Genomic DNA, 17910 nt, shown 5'->3' with positions numbered 1-17910 from the left:
GTCCCTCCATCGGGCGCGGAAAACCGTAATGTGGATCACTGCCGTCAGCGGAAGTCGCGCGAGGCCGGACTGACCGGGGGCTCGATCGCGTCCAGCCGGTCGGCAGTGAGGTTGATCACTCCCTCGTGCCGTTGCAGCCGCCCCCGCACCACCAGCGCGGCGCTCGTGCGGGCCACCCGCCGGTAGCGCTGCCACAGGCCCGGGGAGCAGGTGACGTTGAGCATTCCCGTCTCGTCCTCCAGGTTGAGGAAGGTGACCCCGCCGGCGGTCGCCGGCCGCTGCCGGTGGGTGACGATCCCGCCGACCCGGATGCGCCGACCCGGTTCCACCCGACCGAGCCGGGCGATCGGCACCGCGCCGAGGGCGTCGAGCCGGGGGCGGATGAAGCTCACCGGGTGGCTCTCCGGCGACAGTCCGGTCGCCCAGACGTCGGCGACCAGCCGCTCCACCGCCTCCATCCCGGGCAGGGTCGGCGCGGTCGCGCCGGTCACCGTGCCCGGCAGCCGGCCCGGCCGGTCCTGGGCCGCCGCGCCGGCGGCCCAGAGGGCCTCCCGCCGGGACAGCCCGAAGCAGGCGAAGGCGTCCGCGGTGGCCAGCGCCTCCAACTGCGCGGCGGACAGCCCGACCCGCCGGGCCAGGTCCGGCATGTCGCGGTACGGCCCGCGCGCCGTCCGTTCCGCCTCGATCCGCTCGGCCACCCCGTCGCCGAGGGTACGCACGCCGGACAGCCCGAGCCGGACGGCCGGCCCGCCCAGCCCCCAGCCGTGCGGCGGCTCCCCCGGCGCGCTGCCCCACCGGGTCTGCGGGGTGGACTCCAGCACCGCCAGGGCGCCGCTGGCGTTGATGTCCGGCCGGCGTACCTCCACCCCGTGCCGGCGGGCGTCGTCGACGAGGGTCTGCGGCGAGTAGAAGCCCATCGGCTGGGCGTTGAGCAGGGCGGCCAGGAAGGGCCCCGGGTGGTAGCGCTTGAGCCAGGAGCTGGCGTAGACCAGGTAGGCGAAGCTCATCGCGTGGCTCTCCGGGAAGCCGTAGCTGGCGAACGCGGAGAGCTTGCGGTAGACGTCGTCGGCCAGCTCGCCGGTGATGCCCCGCTCGGCCATGCCGGCGTAGAGCCGGTCGGCGATGCGGGCCATCCGCTCGGCGGAACGCTTGGCGCCCATGGCGCGGCGCAGCTGGTCGGCCCCCGCCGCGTCGAAGCCGGCCAGGTCGATGGCGAGCTGCATCAGCTGCTCCTGGAACAGCGGCACGCCGAGGGTCTTCTCCAGCGCGTTGCGCATCAGCGGGTGCGGGTAGGTCACCGGCTCCTGGCCGTTCTTGCGCCGGATGTACGGGTGCACCGAGCCGCCCTGGATCGGGCCGGGCCGGATCAGCGCCACCTCGACCACCAGGTCGTAGAACTCGCGGGGCTTCAGCCGCGGCAGGGTGGCCATCTGGGCGCGGCTCTCCACCTGGAACACCCCGACAGAGTCGGCCCGGCAGAGCATGTCGTAGACCTCGGGGTCGTCCAGCGTCATGTCGCCGAGGTCCAGGCTCATGCCGATCATGTCGTAGCCGTAGTGCAGCGCGGAGAGCATGCCGAGCCCGAGCAGGTCGAACTTGACCAGGCCGACGGCGGCGCAGTCGTCCTTGTCCCACTGGAGCACGCTGCGGCCCGGCATCCGCCCCCACTCCACCGGGCACACCTCGATCACCGGCCGGTCGCAGATCACCATGCCGCCGGAGTGGATGCCCAGGTGCCGGGGGAACGTCTGCAACTCGTTGGCGTACGCGACCACCTGCTCGGGGATGTCCGCCACGTCGACGGACGCCACAGAGCCCCAGCGGTCGATCTGCTTGCTCCAGGCGTCCTGCTGGCCGGGCGAGAAACCGAACGCTTTGGCCACGTCGCGTACCGCCGAGCGGGGCCGGTAGGAGATGACGTTGGCGACCTGCGCGGTGTGCTCCCGGCCGTAGCGGGCGTAGACGTGCTGGATCACCTCCTCGCGGCGGTCGGACTCGATGTCGACGTCGATGTCCGGCGGACCGTCGCGCTCCGGGGCGAGGAAGCGCTCGAAGAGCAGCCGGTGCCGGACGGCGTCCACGTTGGTGATCCGCAGCGCGTAGCAGACCGCCGAGTTGGCCGCCGAGCCCCGCCCCTGGCAGTAGATGTCCTGCTCGCGGCAGAACGTGACGATGTCGTAGACCACCAGGAAGTAGCCGGGGAAGCCCAGTTCCTCGATCATTTTCAGCTCGTGTTCGAGCTGCGCGTACGCCCTCGGGTGCGCCTCGGGCGGGCCGTAGCGCTCGCGGGCGCCGGCGTGGGTCAGGTGGCGCAGCCAGCTCATCTCGGTGTGCCCGGGCGGCACCGGGTACGCCGGCAGCCGCGGCGCGACGAGCTGGAGGTCGAAGGCGAGCTCGGCGCCGAACTCGGCGGCCCGCGCCACCGCGCCGGGGTACGCGGCGAACCGGGCCGCCATCTCGGCGCCGCCGCGCAGGTGGGCGGTGCCGGCGGCGGGCAGCCAGCCGTCGATCTCGTCCAGGCTGCGCCGGGCCCGGACGGCCGCGACGGTGGTGGCCAGCCGCCGCCGGCCCGGGGTGGCGTAGTGCACGTTGTTGGTGGCCACCGTGGGCAGGCCGGCCGTCGCCGCCAGCTCGGCGAGCGCGTCGTTGCGGTCGGCGTCGACCGGGTGCCCGTGGTCGGTCAGCTCCACCGCCACCGTCTCCGCGCCGAACAGGGCGGTCAGCCGGTCCAGCTCGCGGGCCGCCGCGTCCACCCCCTCGGTGAGCAGTGCCGCCGGCACGTGCCCCTTGCGGCAGCCGGTGAGCACCAGCACGTGGTCGCGCAGCTCGGCGGCGACCTCCTCCAGTTCGCCGTAGACCGGGCGGCCCTTCTCCCCGCCGCGCAACTGGGCACGGGCGATGGTCGACGCCAGCCGCGCGTACCCCTCGTGGCCGTGGGCGAGCAGCAGCAGGTGCCGCCCGAGCGGGTCGGGCTCGCCGTTCTGCGGGCCGGGCAGGTCCAGGGAGAGTTCGGCGCCGAAGACGGTCGGCAGGTGCAGCGCGCGGGCCGCCTCGGCGAAGCGCACCACCCCGTAGAAGCCGTCGTGGTCGGTGACGGCGAGCGCGGTGAGGCCCAGCCGGGCCGCCTCCTCCGCCAGCTCCTCGGGATGGCTGGCACCGTCGAGGAAGCTGAAGTTGGTGTGCGCGTGCAGCTCGGCGTACGGCACCGCGTCGTCGGGGCGGGCCACCTCGGGCGGCTGGTAGTGCTCCCGCCTGCGGCTCCAGGCGGGAGAGTCGCCGCCGTCGGCGTCCACGGCCAGCGGGTCGACCACGTGCAGGTGCCGCTCGTCGCGCACCCGGCCGCCCTCCCCGCCGGCCCGCCCCTCCCTCGGCGATCCTTCACCTGACCGGCCTTCACCCGACCGGCCCGCACCCGACCCGCCCGGGCCCACACCCGATCTTTTCGGGGTTGATCGTCCGGTGCCGGGTCCCCGGCCGGAGAGCAGGCGTTCCAGCTCCGACCAGGGCAGCTTCGGGTTGTGGAAGCTCACCGGAGCCCCTCCGTGCGGACGACCGGAGAGATCTTGGACGATTTCAGCCCCTGGAGGGGCCGGATCTCGCCAAGATCCGGCGGCCGGTGGTCGGCGGTCCCACGAACGGGGCAGCTCGACAGCGCCGGACGGCACTCCGGTGCGGCGCCAACGCGCCCGAGCCGCCCCGCCGACACGGCACCGCGCCGACCGGACCGACCGGACCGATACGTCGGCAGAGCACCGCCTCGACCGGACCGCCACGTCGGCAGGTTGCCGGAGCGGCCGGGTCGGCGGGTGCGGGGTGGGCGCCGACCGGTGACCGTGGGCGGACGCTCAGTCATAGATCGCCTCCACCAGCCACCGGCCGGCCTCGACGGCGAGCAGCAGGGCCGTACCGTCGGCCAGGCAGACCTGGAACCGGGCCCGGCGGCGGGCCTCGGCCGGCACCCACCAGCGCTCGTCGACCGGCCACGGGCCGGCCCACCCGACGATCTCGACCGGCCGGGCGGCGCCCACGGCCAGCCGGGCCGGGTCGGCGCTGACCTGGAGCCGCGCGCTGACCTCGACCGGTGTGCCGGCGGCGTCGTGCACGACCGCCGCGAGCGGGTCGGGCAGCACCACGGCCGGCGCGGGCGGCGGCAGCCGGCCCGGCCACGGCGGCGGGACGGGACGCGCCGGCAGGCGTTCGTCGCCCCATGGCACCAGGCGCACCTGGTCGGCCGGGGAACGCCCGCCACCGAGCACCGCGGTGACGACCGCCTCGGGGCCGAGGATGCCCTGCACCCGGCTCAACGCCCGGTGCGCCCGCTCCCGCTCCTCGCCGGTCTCCCCCCACAGGCCGGGTTGCAGGCCGGCCTGCACGAGCACTCCGTCCGGGACCAGCCGCAGCCGGATGATGCCCGCCGTCGGGCGGGTCGCTCGGGTGCCGGCCCGACTGGTGCTGCCGGACAGCCAGCCGTCGAGCTGCCAGCGCACCCGGTCGGCGATGGCCCCGGCGGTGAGCAGCCCGTCGTGCCGCCAGACCCGGTGCAGTTCCTGGCCGTGCGCGGTGACCGCCTCGATGCCGAGCCGGGTGCAGGCCAGCCCGTGCGCGGCGAGCCGGTCGTGCAACCGTTCGGCCAACGCCCGGGCGGCGAAGGCCGCCGCGTCGACCCGGTCGAGCGGCTCGTCGTGGTCGGCGGTGACCGCGAGGTCGACCGGGGGCCGCCGGACGGCGAGTGGGCGGTGGTCGCGCCCGCTCGCCAGCCGGTGGGCCAGCGCGCCGTCGAAGCCGAACCGGGCCAGCACGTCGCCGGCGGGCAGCGCGGCGAAGTCGCCCAGGGTGCGTACGCCGAGTCGGCGCAGCAGGTCGGCCAGGGCCGGGCGGCCGAGCGCCTCGACCGGCAGGTCGGCGAGGAACCCCGGTGTCCCGCCGGGCGGAACGATCCGTCCGTCGCGGGCGGCCAGCCCGGCGGCGAAGACCCCGTCGGCGATGCCGACCTGACTCTCCACCGCGCAGGCCTGGGCGACGTGCTCGACGATCCGCTCGGCGGCGACCTCCTCGCCCCCGAGGTAGCGGCTCGGCCCCCGGGCGGCCACCGCGCACGCGCCGGGGCGCACCACCTCGACGCCGGCGACCAGTTCCTCGACGGCGGCGACCACCGGTTCGAACGCCCGGGCGTCGCGCCCGGGGTCGTACTCGACGGCGGCGAGCTGCGGGCAGCGGCCCTGGGCCTCCCGTCTGCGCAGCCCCCGGCGCACCCCCTCGGCGCGGGCCCGCTCGGAGCAGGCGACCACGCGATTGGCGTGCAGTACGGCGACCGGGTCGGTGGCCGGCACCCCGTCGACGATCTCCGCGGCGAGCACCGGCCAGTCCGGGCACCAGAGCAACAGGGTCCGCGCGGGCGCGGCGGTCATCCGGCACCGGCCGGGGTGGGCACGGTCACGACGGCGCGACCAGGGTGAGCGCGGCACGACGGGACGGGCCGGTGGGTGTGCCGGCGGCTGGGCCGACCGGGCGCAGCCGGCCGGCGGTCGACCGGCCGGTGGCGGAGACGACGGCGGCGGGAGCGGAGCGGGGAATGACCCGGGTGAGCCCGTCCCCGGGCAGCCAGACCTTGATCTCCTTCGGACGGGCGGCGGCTCCGCGCCCCCGCGCGGAGACGGTGACCTCGCGGCGGCGCAGCCGGCCCCGCCCCTGCCCGAGCCCCTCCCAGGCACCCCGGACCACCTGGAGGGTCACGTCCGCGCCGTCCCACCGCCCGTAGGGGACGAGGACGCTGCCGCGCTGCCGGGCCCGGGCAGCCAGCCGGTTGGCGACCGAGGCGGAGACCGCCGTCGGCACGGCGGTGACCACGACGTCGACCCCGTCGATCAGCGCGGCGATGACGGTGGCCCACTCCGGACCCGGGTGAGGCACCAGGGCGAGCCGGTCCAGGGCGATGCCCAACTCGGCGGCGGCGCCCGCCCCCAACGAGGGGACCCCGACCACGGCGCACCACGAGCCGGCCCGGGACGCCTCGGCGAGCAGCGCCAGGACCAGCGAGGTGCCGCCGCTGCGCCGGGGTTGGCCGGTGGCGACCGCGATCGTGCTGCCCCGCCGCAGTCCCCGGTTGGGCAGCAGCCCGGTCAGCTCCGGCGCCACCGGTAGCACCCGGTGACCACCTGCCGGATCCGGCGCGCTCGCCGGGCGCACCAGACCGGCCAGTGCGGCGGAACCGACCACCATCCGGCCCGCCATCGGACCTACCCCCCGTCGTGCTGTCGGATCAGACGTGCGTGTGGCGGGACCCGGGCACCCGGTCGTCGCCGCCGGCTGGCCGGGAACGACCGGTCAGGCCGCGAGGCCGTCGAGCGCCGGCTGGTGGGCCACGCCGAGCGCGTCCTCCACGACCGTGACGAACTGCTCGGCGGAGCGCAGCAGGTCGTCGGCCTCCCGGGCGGTCACGACCCGTGGGATACCGGCCTCGGCAGCGGCCCGCTTGCCGGCGCCGAGAGCGAAGAAGCGGGCCCACTCGTCGAGCTCGGGGGCGACGCCGGAGAGCAGGACCCAGACGCTGGTGACCCGGTGCCGTCGGGCGGGGGCGGGACGCGCCCGGGCGGCGAGCACGGCCGCGGCGGCGCGGAGCGCGGCCAGGTGGGCGGCCGCGTAACGCAGGCCGTCGGGACGGGTCTGGGCGGCCTCGGCCAGCCCGCGCCGGGCCACCGCGAGAAGCTGGGCGGGGGTGCGGTGCGGCAGCACGTGCGCCGGCACCGTCGGTGCCTGAGCCGGGTTGGTCGGCATGGGACTGTCTCCTCCACGTGGCCGAGGCGCCGCCCCGGAGGCGGCCCTGGGCCGCCGGCGGGACGCCGGGTCGAGTGGTGCGGAGGAAGACGCACCGGGGGTGGCCGGCCGGGTGTGGACGCTTCCCCACACCACACCCGGCCGGCGTTACCGGCGGGTTCGTCGCCCGCCGCCCGGGGGTCGTGGGCGGCGGGCGACGCTCCTGCCTGACGGGCCCGGACTCGCGACTGCCCGGGACCCAGGTGCGGCCCGCGGAGCCGCACCGCCCGGAGCCGCGCCGCGAAACACCGCCCCGGGTCTGTTGGAACGGGCGTTCGAGGCAATCGAACACTCGTTCTAACTACTGCTGACAGTACACCCTCCCTCCGACGAAAATGCAACGTGTGACGCGCGGACGTCGGTCGACGTCGCGGCAGGTGCAGGGCTCGGGCGTACGCCGCCGTGGCCGTCGCGCAGGGGACCATGGCGGTCGCCTCCGCCGGCGACGACCGTCCCGTCCTCGGGGTCGCCATGGTGCGCGCCCCGGCACGGCACGGCCGGCTGAGCAGCCGGCGCGGGCACCGGGAAGAATGGCCGGCATGCAGCCACACCCGAACGTACGGGCGGTGCAGGACGTGCTCGACGCCGCGGGCGCCCGGGACGCGTCCGGCGCGCCGAGCGTCGTCCGCCTGCTGCCCGACGCGGTGCACACCGCCGCGGCCGCCGCCGAGTCGCTCGGCGTCGGGGTCGGCCAGATCGCCAACTCGCTCGTCTTCGACGCGGACGGCACGCCGCTGCTGGTGCTCACCTCCGGCGCGCACCGGGTGGACACCGCCGGCCTGGCCGCGTCCATCGGGGTCGACCGGCTGCGCCGGGCCGCGCCGGAGTTCGTCCGCGCGCACACCGGGCAGGTGATCGGCGGGGTCGCCCCCGTCGGGCACCCGCGCCCGCTGCGCACCCTGGTCGACACCGCCCTGGAGGCGTACGACGAGATCTGGGCGGCCGGCGGCGTGCCCCGGGCGGTCTTCCCCACCACGTACCCGGAACTGCTGCGGGTCACCGGCGGCGCGCCGACCCCGGTGGCCTGAGCGAGCGGAGCGGACGGACCATGAGGCACAGCAGCGTGGCACCGCGCGCCGTCGTCGAGCGCCGTGAGGCGGCGGCGTGAGCGGACGCAGCGACAGCGGAGCGGACGTCCCGGAGCTGGTCACGCTGCACGTGTGGCGTACCTCCCGCGCCGCGCTGCCCAGGGCGCTGACCCGGATGGCGCTCGACCCCCGCCGGCTGCGCGCGCTGCCCGGCGTCCGGTTCGGCAAGCTGCTCGGCACCGGGACCGGCACCGGCTTCGGGCCGGGCGACGCGGACCTCACCCGGTGGGCGGCGCTGACCGTGTGGGACTCCCCCGCCGCCGCGACCGGCTTCGACGGCTCGCCGGTGGGGCGCGCCTGGGCGCGGATCGCCCACGCGCGCGTCCGGGTCGACCTGCGCCCGCTGAGCAGCCGGGGCGAGTGGTCGGGCCGCCGCCCGTTCGGGGAGCCGCCCGGCGGCCGGGTCACCGGCCCGGTGCTGGCGCTGACCCGGGCCCGGCTGCGGCCCCGGCGGGCGGCCACCTTCTGGCGGGCGATCCCCCCGGTGGCCGCCGCGCTGCACGCCGCGCCCGGCCTGCTGGCCCGCTTCGGCGTCGGCGAGGCCCCGCTGGGCTGGCAGGGCACGGTGAGCGTGTGGCGCGACCCGGCGGACCTCGTGACGTTCGCGTACCGTCACCCGGAGCACCGCGCGGCGATCATGCGGACCCCCACCGAGGGGTGGTACGCGGAGGAACTCTTCGCGCGGTTCGCGGTGCGCGACGTGGTGGGTGACCGGGCGGTGCTGGGGTGGGTCGCGGACGGCGATCCGGGAACGGCGGAGGGTGCACGGGCATGAGGTTGGTGCGGTGGACGCCGGACGATCTCGTCCGACGGCTGGACGACGTGGTGGCCGTCTACGGCGAGGCGATGGGATACCGCCCGGAGCTGCTGGAGGCCCGGCGCGGCTACATCGCCACCCACGTACGCCGGCCCGGCTTCCGCGCCGTCGCCAGCCTCACCAGCGAGGGGCACCTGGCCGGCTTCGGCTACGGCTACCTGGGCGGCTCCGGGCAGTGGTGGCACGACCAGGTCTGGCGGGCCCTCGACGCGCCGACCCGGCAACGCTGGCTGACCCACTGCTTCGAGGTGGTCGAGCTGCACGTCCGCCCGCCCGCGCAGGGGCACGGCCTGGGCGCGCGGCAGCTACGGGCCCTGCTCAGCCTGGCGGAGGGGACGACCACGCTGCTCTCCACCCCCGAGGCCGACGAGCAGCGGTCGCGGGCCTGGCGGCTGTACCGCCGCTTCGGCTTCCTCGACGTCCTGCGCGACTTCCGCTTCCCCGGTGACGAGCGCCCGTTCGGCGTACTCGGCCGGGACCTGCCGCTGGAGCCGCCGACACCCGCCCCGCCCGGCCGGGGCGCCCCGTGACCCGTCGGCTGTCCTGGGCGCTGCTGGCCGCGCTGGTGCTGGCGCAGATCTGCTACCCGCTGACCACCGGGCAGACCCGGGCACGGCTGACCGTCGCCACCGTCGTGCTCGGCTACCTGCTCTCGGTCGGCCACGCGCTGCTCAGCCGGGGCCCGCGTACGGCGGCGGCGCTGGTCGCGGTGGCCACGGGCGGCGGGTTCGCCATCGAGGCGCTCGGCGTGGCCACCGGTTTCCCGTTCGGCAGCTACGACTACTCCGGCGAGTTGGGGCCGAAGCTGGCCGGGGTGCCGCTGATCATCCCGCTGGCCTGGACGTGGATGGCCTGGCCGGCGTGGCTGGCGGCCACCCGGCTGACCGGCGGCGCCGCCAACGGCACCGGCAGCGGGCCGGGTGTCGGCAGCAGGCCCGCGACCGGCAGCGGGTCGGCGATCGGCAGCGGGCCGGTGGTCGGCAGTGGTGCCGGTGGTCGGCCGGGAACCCGGTTCCCCGTCCGGCGGATCGCGCTGGCCGCCGTCGGGCTGGCCGCCTGGGACCTCTTCCTCGACCCGCAGATGGTGGCCGAGGGCTACTGGGTCTGGCGGGACGCCACCCCCGCGCTGCCCGGGCTGCCCGGCATCCCGGTGAGCAACTACCTGGGCTGGCTGCTCTTCGCCGTGCTGATGATGAGCGCGCTGCGCCCGCTGGCCGGGCCCGCCGTGGCCACCACCGACGGGCGGGACGCCCCGATGTTCGCGCTCTGGCTGTGGACGTACTTCTCCAGCGTGCTGGCCCACGCGGTCTTCCTCGACCTGCCGGCGTCGGCGCTGTGGGGCGCGGCCGGCATGTCGGTGGCCGCCGTGCCGCTGGCGGTCACGCTGCTCCGGGCCCGCCGCGACGACCGGCACCGGCCCCGCCAGCCGCAGCGCCCCGGCGTCGACGCGACGGCATGACCGCCGTCCTCGCGCTGCTGCTCGGCGTGGCCGCGCTGACCGCGCACACCCTCGTCAACGCCGGCCGCTGGCTGCGTCGCCCGGCCGAGCGACCGGCGCCGGTCACCGAGCCCCTGGCGGTGCTGCTGCCGCTGCGCGACGAGGCCGCGCGGGTCACCCCCTGCCTGCGCGCGCTGCTCGCCCAGCGGGGCGTGCCCCGGCTGCGCGTGGTGGTGCTCGACGACGGCTCGACCGACGGCACCGCGGACGTGGTCCGCGCGGTGGCCGGCGACGACCCCCGGGTCACCCTGCTCGACGGGGTCGCCCCGCCGCCGGGCTGGCTGGGCAAGCCGCACGCCTGCTGGCAGCTGGCCACCCGGGCCGACCCCGCGGCGACCGCGCTGGTCTTCGTCGACGCCGACGTGGTGCTCGCCCCGGACGCGGTCGCGGCGGCCGTCACCGAGCTGCGTGCCGCGCGGGTGACGCTGCTGTCGCCGTACCCCCGGATCCTGGTGGCGACGGCGGCCGACCGGCTGGTCCAGCCGCTGTTGCAGTGGCTGTGGCTGACCTTCCTGCCGCTGCGGGCGATGGAGCGCTCGCGGCGGCCGTCGCTGGCCGCCGCCGGCGGGCAGTTCCTGGTGGTGGACCGGGCCGGCTACGACGCGGCCGGCGGGCACGCCGTGGTGGCCGGGAAGGTCCTGGAGGACGTGGAGCTGGCCCGCGCGGTCAAGCGGGCCGGCGGCCGGATCGCCCTCGCCGACGGCTCGCGGCTGGCCGCCTGCCGGATGTACGAGGACTGGCCGCAGTTGCGCGACGGCTACTCGAAGTCGCTCTGGGCGACCTTCGGCAACCCGGTGGCCGCCGCCGCCGTGGTGGCCCTGCTGCTCCTGCTCTACACCGCTCCCCCGCTGCTGGCGGTCGTCGCCCTGGCCGCCGGCGCGCCGGCGGTGGCCGCCGCGGCCTGCGCCGCCTACCTGCTGGGGGTGGCCGGGCGGGCGGTCAGCGCCCGGGCGACGGGCGGCCGGTGGTGGCCCGACGCGCTGGCACACCCCGTGTCGGTCGTGGTCCTCGGTTGGCTGACCCTGCGGTCGTACCATCTGCGGAAGCGGCGTCGCCTGTCCTGGCGCGGCCGCCCCGTCACCTAGGGAGGCGCGGCATGGCGCGGATCGTGGTCGTCGGCGCCGGCGTGGGAGGGTTGGCCACCGCCGCCCGGCTGGCCGCCACCGGGCACCAGGTCACCGTGCTCGAACGCGCGGAGACCGTCGGCGGCAAGCTAGGCCGGTACGTCCACGACACCCCGGCCGGCCCGTTCCACTTCGACACGGGGCCGAGCCTGCTCACCCTGCCCGACGTCTTCCACGACCTGTTCGAGGCGACCGGCGCGAAGCTCGACGAGTACCTGGACCTGACGCCGGTGGACCCGATCGTGCGGCACGTCTTCCCCGGCGGCGGCCCCGCCCTCGACTCGTGCGCCGACCCGGCCGAGTTCGCGGCCCGCATCGGCGCGGCGTTCGGCGACCGGGCCGCCGCGGACTGGCAGCGGCTGTGGCGCCGGGCGGCGCGGGTGTGGCAGGCGTCGCACCGCGACATCCTGCGTCGCCCGATCGACTCCCCGCTGGACCTGGCCGCGCTGGCCTGGCGGCTGGGCGACCTCGCCGCCATCGGCCCGGGCCGCACGCTGCGCGGGCTGGGCCGGCGGCACCTGTCCGACCCCCGGCTGCGGATGTTGCTGGACCGCTACGCCACCTACACGGGCGCCGACCCGCGCCGGGCGCCGGCCGCCCTGGTCGCCGTCCCCTACGCCGAACTGGCCTTCGGCGGCTGGTACCTGCGCGGCGGGCTGGGCACGCTCGCCGACGCGCTGCTGACCCGCTGCCTGGACCTCGGCGTGGTCGTACGGACCGGCGCCACGGTCACCCGCATCGACGCCGCCGGCGGCCGGGTGCACGGCGTACGCCTGCGTGGGGTCGCCGCCCCGGTCCCCGCCGACGTGGTGGTGGCCAACGTCGACGCACTCACCCTCTACCGGGACCTGCTGCCCAGCCCGCGCCGGCTGACCGGGCTGACCGACCGCAGCCTGGCCGGCTTCGTGCTGCTGCTCGGCGTGACCGGGGACTCCGGGCTGGCCCACCACAACGTGTTCTTCCCCCGCGACTACGACGCCGAGTTCGACGCGGTGTTCGGCCACCCGGGGCGCGGCGTGCGGGCCCGACCGGCAGCCGATCCCACCGTCTTCGTCACCGTGGCCGACGACCCGGTGGTCCGGCCGGCCGGCCACGAGGCCTGGTTCGTGCTGGTCAACGCCCCCCGGCACGGCACCGCCGCCGGGGCCGTCGACTGGCGCCGGCCCGGCCTCGCCGAGGCGTACGCCGACCGGGTCCTCGACGTGCTGGCCGAGCGCGGCGTCGACGTGCGGGACCGGCTGGCGTTCCGGGAGGTCCGCACCCCGGCCGACCTGGACGACGCGACCGGCGCGCCGGGCGGGTCGATCTACGGCACCGCCGGCGGCCTGCTGCGCCCCGCCAACCGGGGCCCGGCGCACGGGCTGTGGCTGGTCGGCGGCTCCAGCCACCCGGGCGGCGGCCTGCCGATGGTGACGCTCTCCGCCCAGATCGTCGCCGACGAGATCGGCCCCGCCTGGTAGCTACGCGCCGCGTCGACGCCGAGGGCCGCCCCACCGCTCCGGACGGATCGGCGCGGGTCGGTGCGGCCTGCGCGGGTCGGTGCGGTCAGCCGGCGTCGATCAGGGCGCGGCGGACGGCGGAGAGCAACTGACCGAGACCGAAGCCGGCCAGCAGCACCCAGACGGCGGTCGCCATGGTGATCGTGCCCGCGGCCAGGTCCGCCTCGATCAGCCCGGTCAGCCCCGCCAGCAGCAGCCCGACCAGGGCCACCGAGACCCGCGTGGGGCGCTCCCCCACGGTCACCGCGCCGAGCTCCCGCATCCCGGCGGCGACCGCCCGGGAGCGGACGTACTCGTGCAGCCAGGAGAGCGCGCCGGCGGTCACGACGAGCGCCCCCGGCGCGCCGATCAGCCAGAACGCGGCCAGCCAGGCGACCTCACCGAGCCGGTCGGCCAGCGAGTCGTAGACGTAGCCGAGCCGGGAGGTGCGGTTCGTGGCCACCGCCACCGCCCCGTCGACGCTGTCCGCCACGGCGGCGAGCAGCACGAACAGCGACGCGAGGAAGGGACCGTCCTGCGGCCGTACGGCGAACAGCGGGACGCAGGCGCAGAGCAGCACGCCCACCACGGTGACCGGGGTGGGACCGACCCGCAGCCGGCCCAGCACGAACCCCACGTGGTAGGCGAACCGCAGCCAGGCGCGGACGACCGGGGCCGCCGCCCGGGGGTCGAAGCCCCCGTGCAGACGCGCCCAGGCCGTGGCGTACTCGTCCCAGTTCAGCTGTGTGCCCACCACGGAACAACCGTCGCACCGCCGCTCAGGTGTCGCGGCAGCGGGGTCACACCCGCGCGCCCACCTGGAGGTTCTGCCAGACCTCGCGGGTGGCGGTGGAGCGGTTGAGGGTGATGAAGTGGATTCCGGGCACGCCCTCGGCGAGCAGTCGCCGGCACATCTCGCTGGCCTGTTCGACACCGAGGCGGCGGACCGCCTCCGGGTCGTCGGCGACCTTCGCGAACCGCTCGGCCAGGGCCGGCGGGAACGGCGCCCCGGAGAGCTGCACCGAGCGCTCGATGGTGCCGATCTGGGTCACCGGCATCACGCCGGCCAGGATCGGGGTGTCGCAGCCGGCGGCGGCGACCCGGTCGCGCAGCCGCAGGTAGTCGTCGGCGTCGAAGAACATCTGCGTGATCGCGAAGTCGGCGCCGGCCCGGCACTTGCGCACGAAGTGCTCCGTGTCGCTGGCCACGTCGGGCGAGCGCGGGTGCTTGTAGGGAAACGCCGCCACCCCGACGCTGAAGTCGCCGGAGTCGCGCACCAGGCGGACCAGGTCCTCGGCGTGCAGCACGCCCTCGGGGTGGCACACCCAGTCGCCGCCCGGGTCGCCCGGCGGGTCGCCCCGCACGGCGAGCACGTTGCGCACGCCGACCCCGGCGAGCCGACCGATGACGTGGCGCAGCTCGGCCACGGAGTGGTTGACCGCGGTCAGGTGGGCCATCGGCAGCAGGGTGGTCTCGGTGGCGATCCGCTCGGTGACGGCCACGGTGGTGTCGCGGGTCGACCCGCCCGCGCCGTAGGTGATCGAGACGAACGACGGGCGCAGCGACTCCAGCTCGCGGATCGCCTGCCACAGCAGCCGCTCGCCCTGCTCGGTCTTGGGCGGGAAGAACTCGAAGGAGAAGGTCGGCTGCCGGTCACGGATCAGCTCCCCGATCGCCGGCTGCGGATTGGGGAGGACCGATGGAAGACCGAGCGCCACGCCACGACTCTAGCGGGCCGGGCCCCGCGTACCGACACCTTCCCACACTGGTGGACACCGGACCGGGATCGACCGGGCGCCGGGGCCGAAAGCGTCGTACCCACGGAGTAGTCATGTGACTGCGCGGGGTGGGACCGGCCGGAGCCGGGCCCCCGGGGGCACGCGCGGGGGTCAGCATCCACCGGTGGCGCACCGGTCCCGTTCCGGGGCCCGCGCCGCCGCCGCGCCGACACCCGCACGGAGGACCTATGACGCCGCCCCCGCCGCCCAACCCGCAGTTGCTCGGGCCCCTGATCGCCCAGCTCCGGCTGGCCCGGGGCTGGAGCCAGCTGCGGGTCGCGGCCGAGCTCTGCGCCGCCTCCGGTGTGCCGACCCTCAGCCGGCACGAGGTCTCCCGGTGGGAGCGGCAGCAGCGCGTCCCCGGGGAGTTCTGGCTCGGCTGGCTCGCCGTCGTCCTCGCGGTGCCGGTCGACCTGCTGACCGCCGCCGCGGCCCGCACCCGCCGCCTCGCTCCGCCACCGGCCTTCGGCGGGTCCCGGCCCCGGGCGGCACTGCTGGCCCTGGCCCAGCGCTGGCTGGCCGACCCGGGCGCCGCGCTGCTGCCCGGCCCGCCCGCGCGGTCGGCCGGCGCGGGCGACGACGCCGGCCGCCCGGCCGGGCCGGGGCTGCCGGATTGCGGGGCGGTGGCGGCCGGCGGGCGGGCGGGGCCGGTGCGGCTGGCGGAGCTGCGTCGGCTCGACGACCTCGTCGGCGGCGCCGACCTGGCCGGGCTCGGTGCCCACCGGCTGGGGCGCGCGGTGCGGGCGCTGGTCGGGTGCGGCACCGCCGCGCGCCCTCGGCTGCTGCTCGAACTGGCCGATTCCGCCCAGCTCGCCGGCTGGCTCGCCGCCGACGCCGGGGACGCCGCCGGCGCGTTGCACGCCTACCGGCTGGCGTTGCGCGCCGCCGCGACGGCCGGCGACCCGGCCCTCGCCGGGCACGTGCTCGGCTCGGCCAGCCACCTGCTCAGCGGCGTCGGCGACCCGGAGGGCGCGCTGGTGCTGGCCCGCACCGCGTACGCCGGGGCGCGCCGGTCGGCCGGCCCCGGGCTGCGGGCCCTGCTGCTGCACCGGGTGGCCCTGGCCACGGCGCTCGGCGGCCGGGCGGGAGCGGCCCGGCAGGCGCTCGACGCGGCCCGCCGGACGACCGACGCGCCGGAGCCGGGCCGGGAGCCGCCGTGGCTCTACTGGCTCGACGGCACGGAGTTGGCCGCGATGGCCGGGCGCACGCTGGTCGCGCTGGGCCGCCCGCGCGCGGCCGAGGCGCCGCTGCACGCCGTCCGGCGGCGCGGCCCGCGCACATCGGCGATCTACGGTGCCTGGCTGGCCCGTGGCTACCTGCAACTCGGCGAGGTGGAGCAGGCCTGCGCGGTGGCCGGCGAGGCGCTGCTCGACGCGGTCCGCGCCGGGTCGCCCCGCGCACTGGGCCAGCTGGCCGACGTGCGCCGGCGGCTGGCCGGGCACGGCGACGAGCCGGCCGTACGGCGGTACCGGGCGCTCGCCGCGTCGGCCGCCCCGTACCTGCCGCGTCCGGGGCCGCCACCCGGGCCGGCCGGCGGGCGGGCTCCGGCGGGACGTACGGCGCGTCGGCCCCCCGGTGGCGCGACGGGCTGCACGCCGACCGGATAGCGTCGGGGCGTGACCCACGCTGCTCCTGTCTCCCCCGTCGACCGCGCCGGGCTGCGTCAACGGATCGACAAGGCCCTGACCGAGTTCCTCGCCAGCCAGCGCGCCTGGATGGCCGGGGTCGACGACGCCCTGGCTCCGCTCGCCGAGACGATCGAGGCGTTCGTCCTCGGCGGGGGCAAGCGGCTGCGGCCGGCGTTCGCCTACTGGGGGTTCCGGGGAGCCGGCGGGGTGGACACCGACCAGGTGGTCACCGCCCTGGCCTCATTGGAGTTCGTGCAGGCCAGCGCGTTGATCCACGACGACCTCATGGACCGCTCCGACACCCGGCGCGGCGAGCCGGCCGTGCACCGGCGGTTCGCCGCCCGGCACCGGACGGCCGGCTGGGGCGGCGACGCGGACGGCTTCGGCGACGCCGCGGCGATCCTGCTGGGCGACCTGGCCCTGGTCTGGTCGGACGAGCTGCTGCACTCCGCCGGGCTGGACCCGCGCACGGTGGCCCGGGCCCGGCCGGTCTTCGACGCCATGCGCACCGAGGTCACCGTCGGGCAGTACCTCGACGTGCTGACCCAGGTCACCGGGGACACGTCGGTGGAGCGGGCCGGCAAGGTGGCCCGCTACAAGTCGGCGAAGTACACCGTCGAACGGCCACTGCTGGTCGGTGCGGCGCTGGCCGACGCGCCGGCGGAGGTCCGGGCGGCGTACTCCGCGTACGGGCTGCCGCTGGGCGAGGCGTTCCAGCTGCGCGACGACGTGCTGGGGGTGTTCGGCGATCCCGCCCAGACCGGCAAGCCGGCCGGCGACGACCTGCGCGAGGGCAAGCGGACGTACCTGGTGGCGGCGGCCCTGGAGACGATCGACGGGGCGGGTCGGGACGTGCTGCTCGGCGGGCTCGGCGACCCGGGGCTGGACGCGGCCGGGATCGCCCGGCTGCGCGAGCTGATCGACGGCAGTGGGGCGCTGGCGCGTACGGAGCAGCGGATCGGCGTGCTGACCGACACCGCGCTGGCCGCGCTGGCCGCCGTCGACCTGGACACCGAGGCCCGGCAGGCCCTGGTCGACCTGGCCATCGCCGCCACGCGCCGCGCCGACTGACCGGCCACCGGCGCGGGCTCGCCCCCACCCCCGCGCGGGAACGGGCGGGGGTGGAGACGAGGCTGGGAGTGGGTCAGAAGCCCAGGGCCTGGGCCCGGCGCTTCACCTCGCGGGCCTGGTCGCCGGCGAGCGCCTTCGCGGGGGTGGTGCCGGGCAGGGTGTCGTCCGGCTCGTAGAGCCAGCGCAGCGCGGCCTCGTCGTCGTAGCCCGCGTCGGCCAGCAGGTTGAGCACGCCGGGCAGGTGCTTGAGCACCGTCTTGTTGGCCACCAGGTCGGCCGGCATCCGGCGGACGCCGTCGCGGCGTACCGCGATCAACTCCCGGTCGCGGATCATCTGGTGGACCTTGCTGATCGACACGTCGAGGCGCTCGGCCACGTCCGGCAGGGTCAGCCAGTCGGCGGCGTCGGTGGGGCCGGCGGCGGATTCGGGGCCGGGCACGGCCCGGTCGGCGGGTACTGAGTCGGTCACCGGACCACCCTGCCACGTCCCGTCCGGCCGGGCGAACGGCACCCCGACGAGCCGGCTGAGCAGGGCGGCGAGGGGAAACGAGCGCGGCGATCCAGTCGTGGTCGCACCCCATCTGTAGCATCCTGTTCAACCTTCACCTCCTGGAC

15 protein-coding genes are annotated in these 17910 nt (G+C 76.9%); 8 read left to right on the top strand and 7 right to left on the bottom strand.

The features are described from left to right. Window positions 1-44 precede the first annotated feature (44 nt). From GA0070610_RS06760 to GA0070610_RS06745, 4 genes are all read right to left on the bottom strand, one after another. Window positions 45-3530, bottom strand: a complete 3486-nt coding sequence (locus GA0070610_RS06760) for an error-prone DNA polymerase (RefSeq protein WP_088999220.1) — start codon at window positions 3528-3530, stop codon at window positions 45-47. A gap of 315 nt (window positions 3531-3845) precedes the next feature. Next, a complete protein-coding gene (locus GA0070610_RS06755; RefSeq protein WP_088999219.1) occupies window positions 3846-5408 on the bottom strand; it encodes a DNA polymerase Y family protein in 1563 nt (520 codons plus the stop codon). A gap of 25 nt (window positions 5409-5433) precedes the next feature. Then, a complete protein-coding gene (locus GA0070610_RS06750) occupies window positions 5434-6231 on the bottom strand; it encodes a hypothetical protein (protein ID WP_088999218.1) in 798 nt (265 codons plus the stop codon). A 93-nt stretch (window positions 6232-6324) separates the two neighbouring features. After that, complete coding sequence (locus tag GA0070610_RS06745; RefSeq protein ID WP_088999217.1) at window positions 6325-6774, bottom strand: SAV_6107 family HEPN domain-containing protein; 450 nt, start codon at window positions 6772-6774, stop codon at window positions 6325-6327. 578 nt (window positions 6775-7352) lie between these two features. Here GA0070610_RS06745 and GA0070610_RS06740 point away from each other — a divergent pair. The 6 genes from GA0070610_RS06740 (at window position 7353) to GA0070610_RS06715 (ending at window position 12800) form a co-directional block, all read left to right on the top strand. After that, window positions 7353-7841: a YbaK/EbsC family protein gene (locus tag GA0070610_RS06740; RefSeq protein ID WP_089003327.1), complete on the top strand. Its 489-nt coding sequence runs from the start codon at window positions 7353-7355 to the stop codon at window positions 7839-7841. Window positions 7842-7917: 76 nt separating this feature from the next. Next, complete coding sequence (locus GA0070610_RS06735) at window positions 7918-8676, top strand: monooxygenase (protein ID WP_088999216.1); 759 nt, start codon at window positions 7918-7920, stop codon at window positions 8674-8676. Beyond that, complete coding sequence (locus GA0070610_RS06730; RefSeq protein WP_088999215.1) at window positions 8673-9248, top strand: GNAT family N-acetyltransferase; 576 nt, start codon at window positions 8673-8675, stop codon at window positions 9246-9248. Before GA0070610_RS06735 ends, GA0070610_RS06730 begins: the two co-directional genes overlap by 4 nt. After that, on the top strand, window positions 9245-10177 hold the full coding sequence (locus GA0070610_RS06725; RefSeq protein ID WP_088999214.1) for a carotenoid biosynthesis protein: 933 nt from the start codon (window positions 9245-9247) through the stop codon (window positions 10175-10177). Before GA0070610_RS06730 ends, GA0070610_RS06725 begins: the two co-directional genes overlap by 4 nt. Continuing rightward, window positions 10174-11301 carry a glycosyltransferase gene (locus GA0070610_RS06720; protein ID WP_088999213.1) on the top strand — a complete coding sequence of 376 codons (1128 nt, stop codon included), beginning with the start codon at window positions 10174-10176 and terminating at the stop codon, window positions 11299-11301. Before GA0070610_RS06725 ends, GA0070610_RS06720 begins: the two co-directional genes overlap by 4 nt. Window positions 11302-11312: 11 nt before the next feature. Continuing rightward, the gene (locus GA0070610_RS06715; protein WP_088999212.1) at window positions 11313-12800 is read left to right on the top strand and encodes a phytoene desaturase family protein; all 1488 of its coding nucleotides are present in this window, start codon (window positions 11313-11315) and stop codon (window positions 12798-12800) included. A gap of 85 nt (window positions 12801-12885) precedes the next feature. Here the strand turns inward: GA0070610_RS06715 and GA0070610_RS06710 are convergent, their stop codons facing one another. After that, window positions 12886-13575, bottom strand: a complete 690-nt coding sequence (locus GA0070610_RS06710; RefSeq protein WP_088999211.1) for a CDP-alcohol phosphatidyltransferase family protein — start codon at window positions 13573-13575, stop codon at window positions 12886-12888. 43 nt (window positions 13576-13618) lie between these two features. Next, complete coding sequence (gene metF / locus GA0070610_RS06705) at window positions 13619-14536, bottom strand: methylenetetrahydrofolate reductase [NAD(P)H] (protein ID WP_088999210.1); 918 nt, start codon at window positions 14534-14536, stop codon at window positions 13619-13621. Window positions 14537-14784: 248 nt separating this feature from the next. Between metF and GA0070610_RS06700 the strand changes: the two genes are divergently transcribed. Next, a complete protein-coding gene (locus GA0070610_RS06700) occupies window positions 14785-16203 on the top strand; it encodes a helix-turn-helix domain-containing protein (RefSeq protein WP_088999209.1) in 1419 nt (472 codons plus the stop codon). A 9-nt stretch (window positions 16204-16212) separates the two neighbouring features. Next, on the top strand, window positions 16213-17295 hold the full coding sequence (locus tag GA0070610_RS06695; protein ID WP_088999208.1) for a polyprenyl synthetase family protein: 1083 nt from the start codon (window positions 16213-16215) through the stop codon (window positions 17293-17295). 73 nt (window positions 17296-17368) lie between these two features. Here the strand turns inward: GA0070610_RS06695 and GA0070610_RS06690 are convergent, their stop codons facing one another. Continuing rightward, complete coding sequence (locus GA0070610_RS06690; protein WP_089003326.1) at window positions 17369-17764, bottom strand: Rv2175c family DNA-binding protein; 396 nt, start codon at window positions 17762-17764, stop codon at window positions 17369-17371. Window positions 17765-17910 lie beyond the last annotated feature (146 nt).

Source organism: Micromonospora echinofusca (assembly GCF_900091445.1).
GTDB lineage: Bacteria > Actinomycetota > Actinomycetes > Mycobacteriales > Micromonosporaceae > Micromonospora > Micromonospora echinofusca.
This window is presented reverse-complemented; position numbering and strand designations above follow the sequence as displayed.

Coding starts and splice junctions, on each gene's coding strand:
- GA0070610_RS06700 (WP_088999209.1), top strand. CDS start 14,785: ATGACGCCGCCCCCGCCGCCCAACCCGCAGTTGCTCGGGCCCCTGATC.
- GA0070610_RS06750 (WP_088999218.1), bottom strand. CDS start 6,231: ATGGCGGGCCGGATGGTGGTCGGTTCCGCCGCACTGGCCGGTCTGGTG.
- GA0070610_RS06740 (WP_089003327.1), top strand. CDS start 7,353: ATGCAGCCACACCCGAACGTACGGGCGGTGCAGGACGTGCTCGACGCC.
- GA0070610_RS06715 (WP_088999212.1), top strand. CDS start 11,313: ATGGCGCGGATCGTGGTCGTCGGCGCCGGCGTGGGAGGGTTGGCCACC.
- GA0070610_RS06730 (WP_088999215.1), top strand. CDS start 8,673: ATGAGGTTGGTGCGGTGGACGCCGGACGATCTCGTCCGACGGCTGGAC.
- GA0070610_RS06755 (WP_088999219.1), bottom strand. CDS start 5,408: ATGACCGCCGCGCCCGCGCGGACCCTGTTGCTCTGGTGCCCGGACTGG.
- GA0070610_RS06720 (WP_088999213.1), top strand. CDS start 10,174: ATGACCGCCGTCCTCGCGCTGCTGCTCGGCGTGGCCGCGCTGACCGCG.
- GA0070610_RS06745 (WP_088999217.1), bottom strand. CDS start 6,774: ATGCCGACCAACCCGGCTCAGGCACCGACGGTGCCGGCGCACGTGCTG.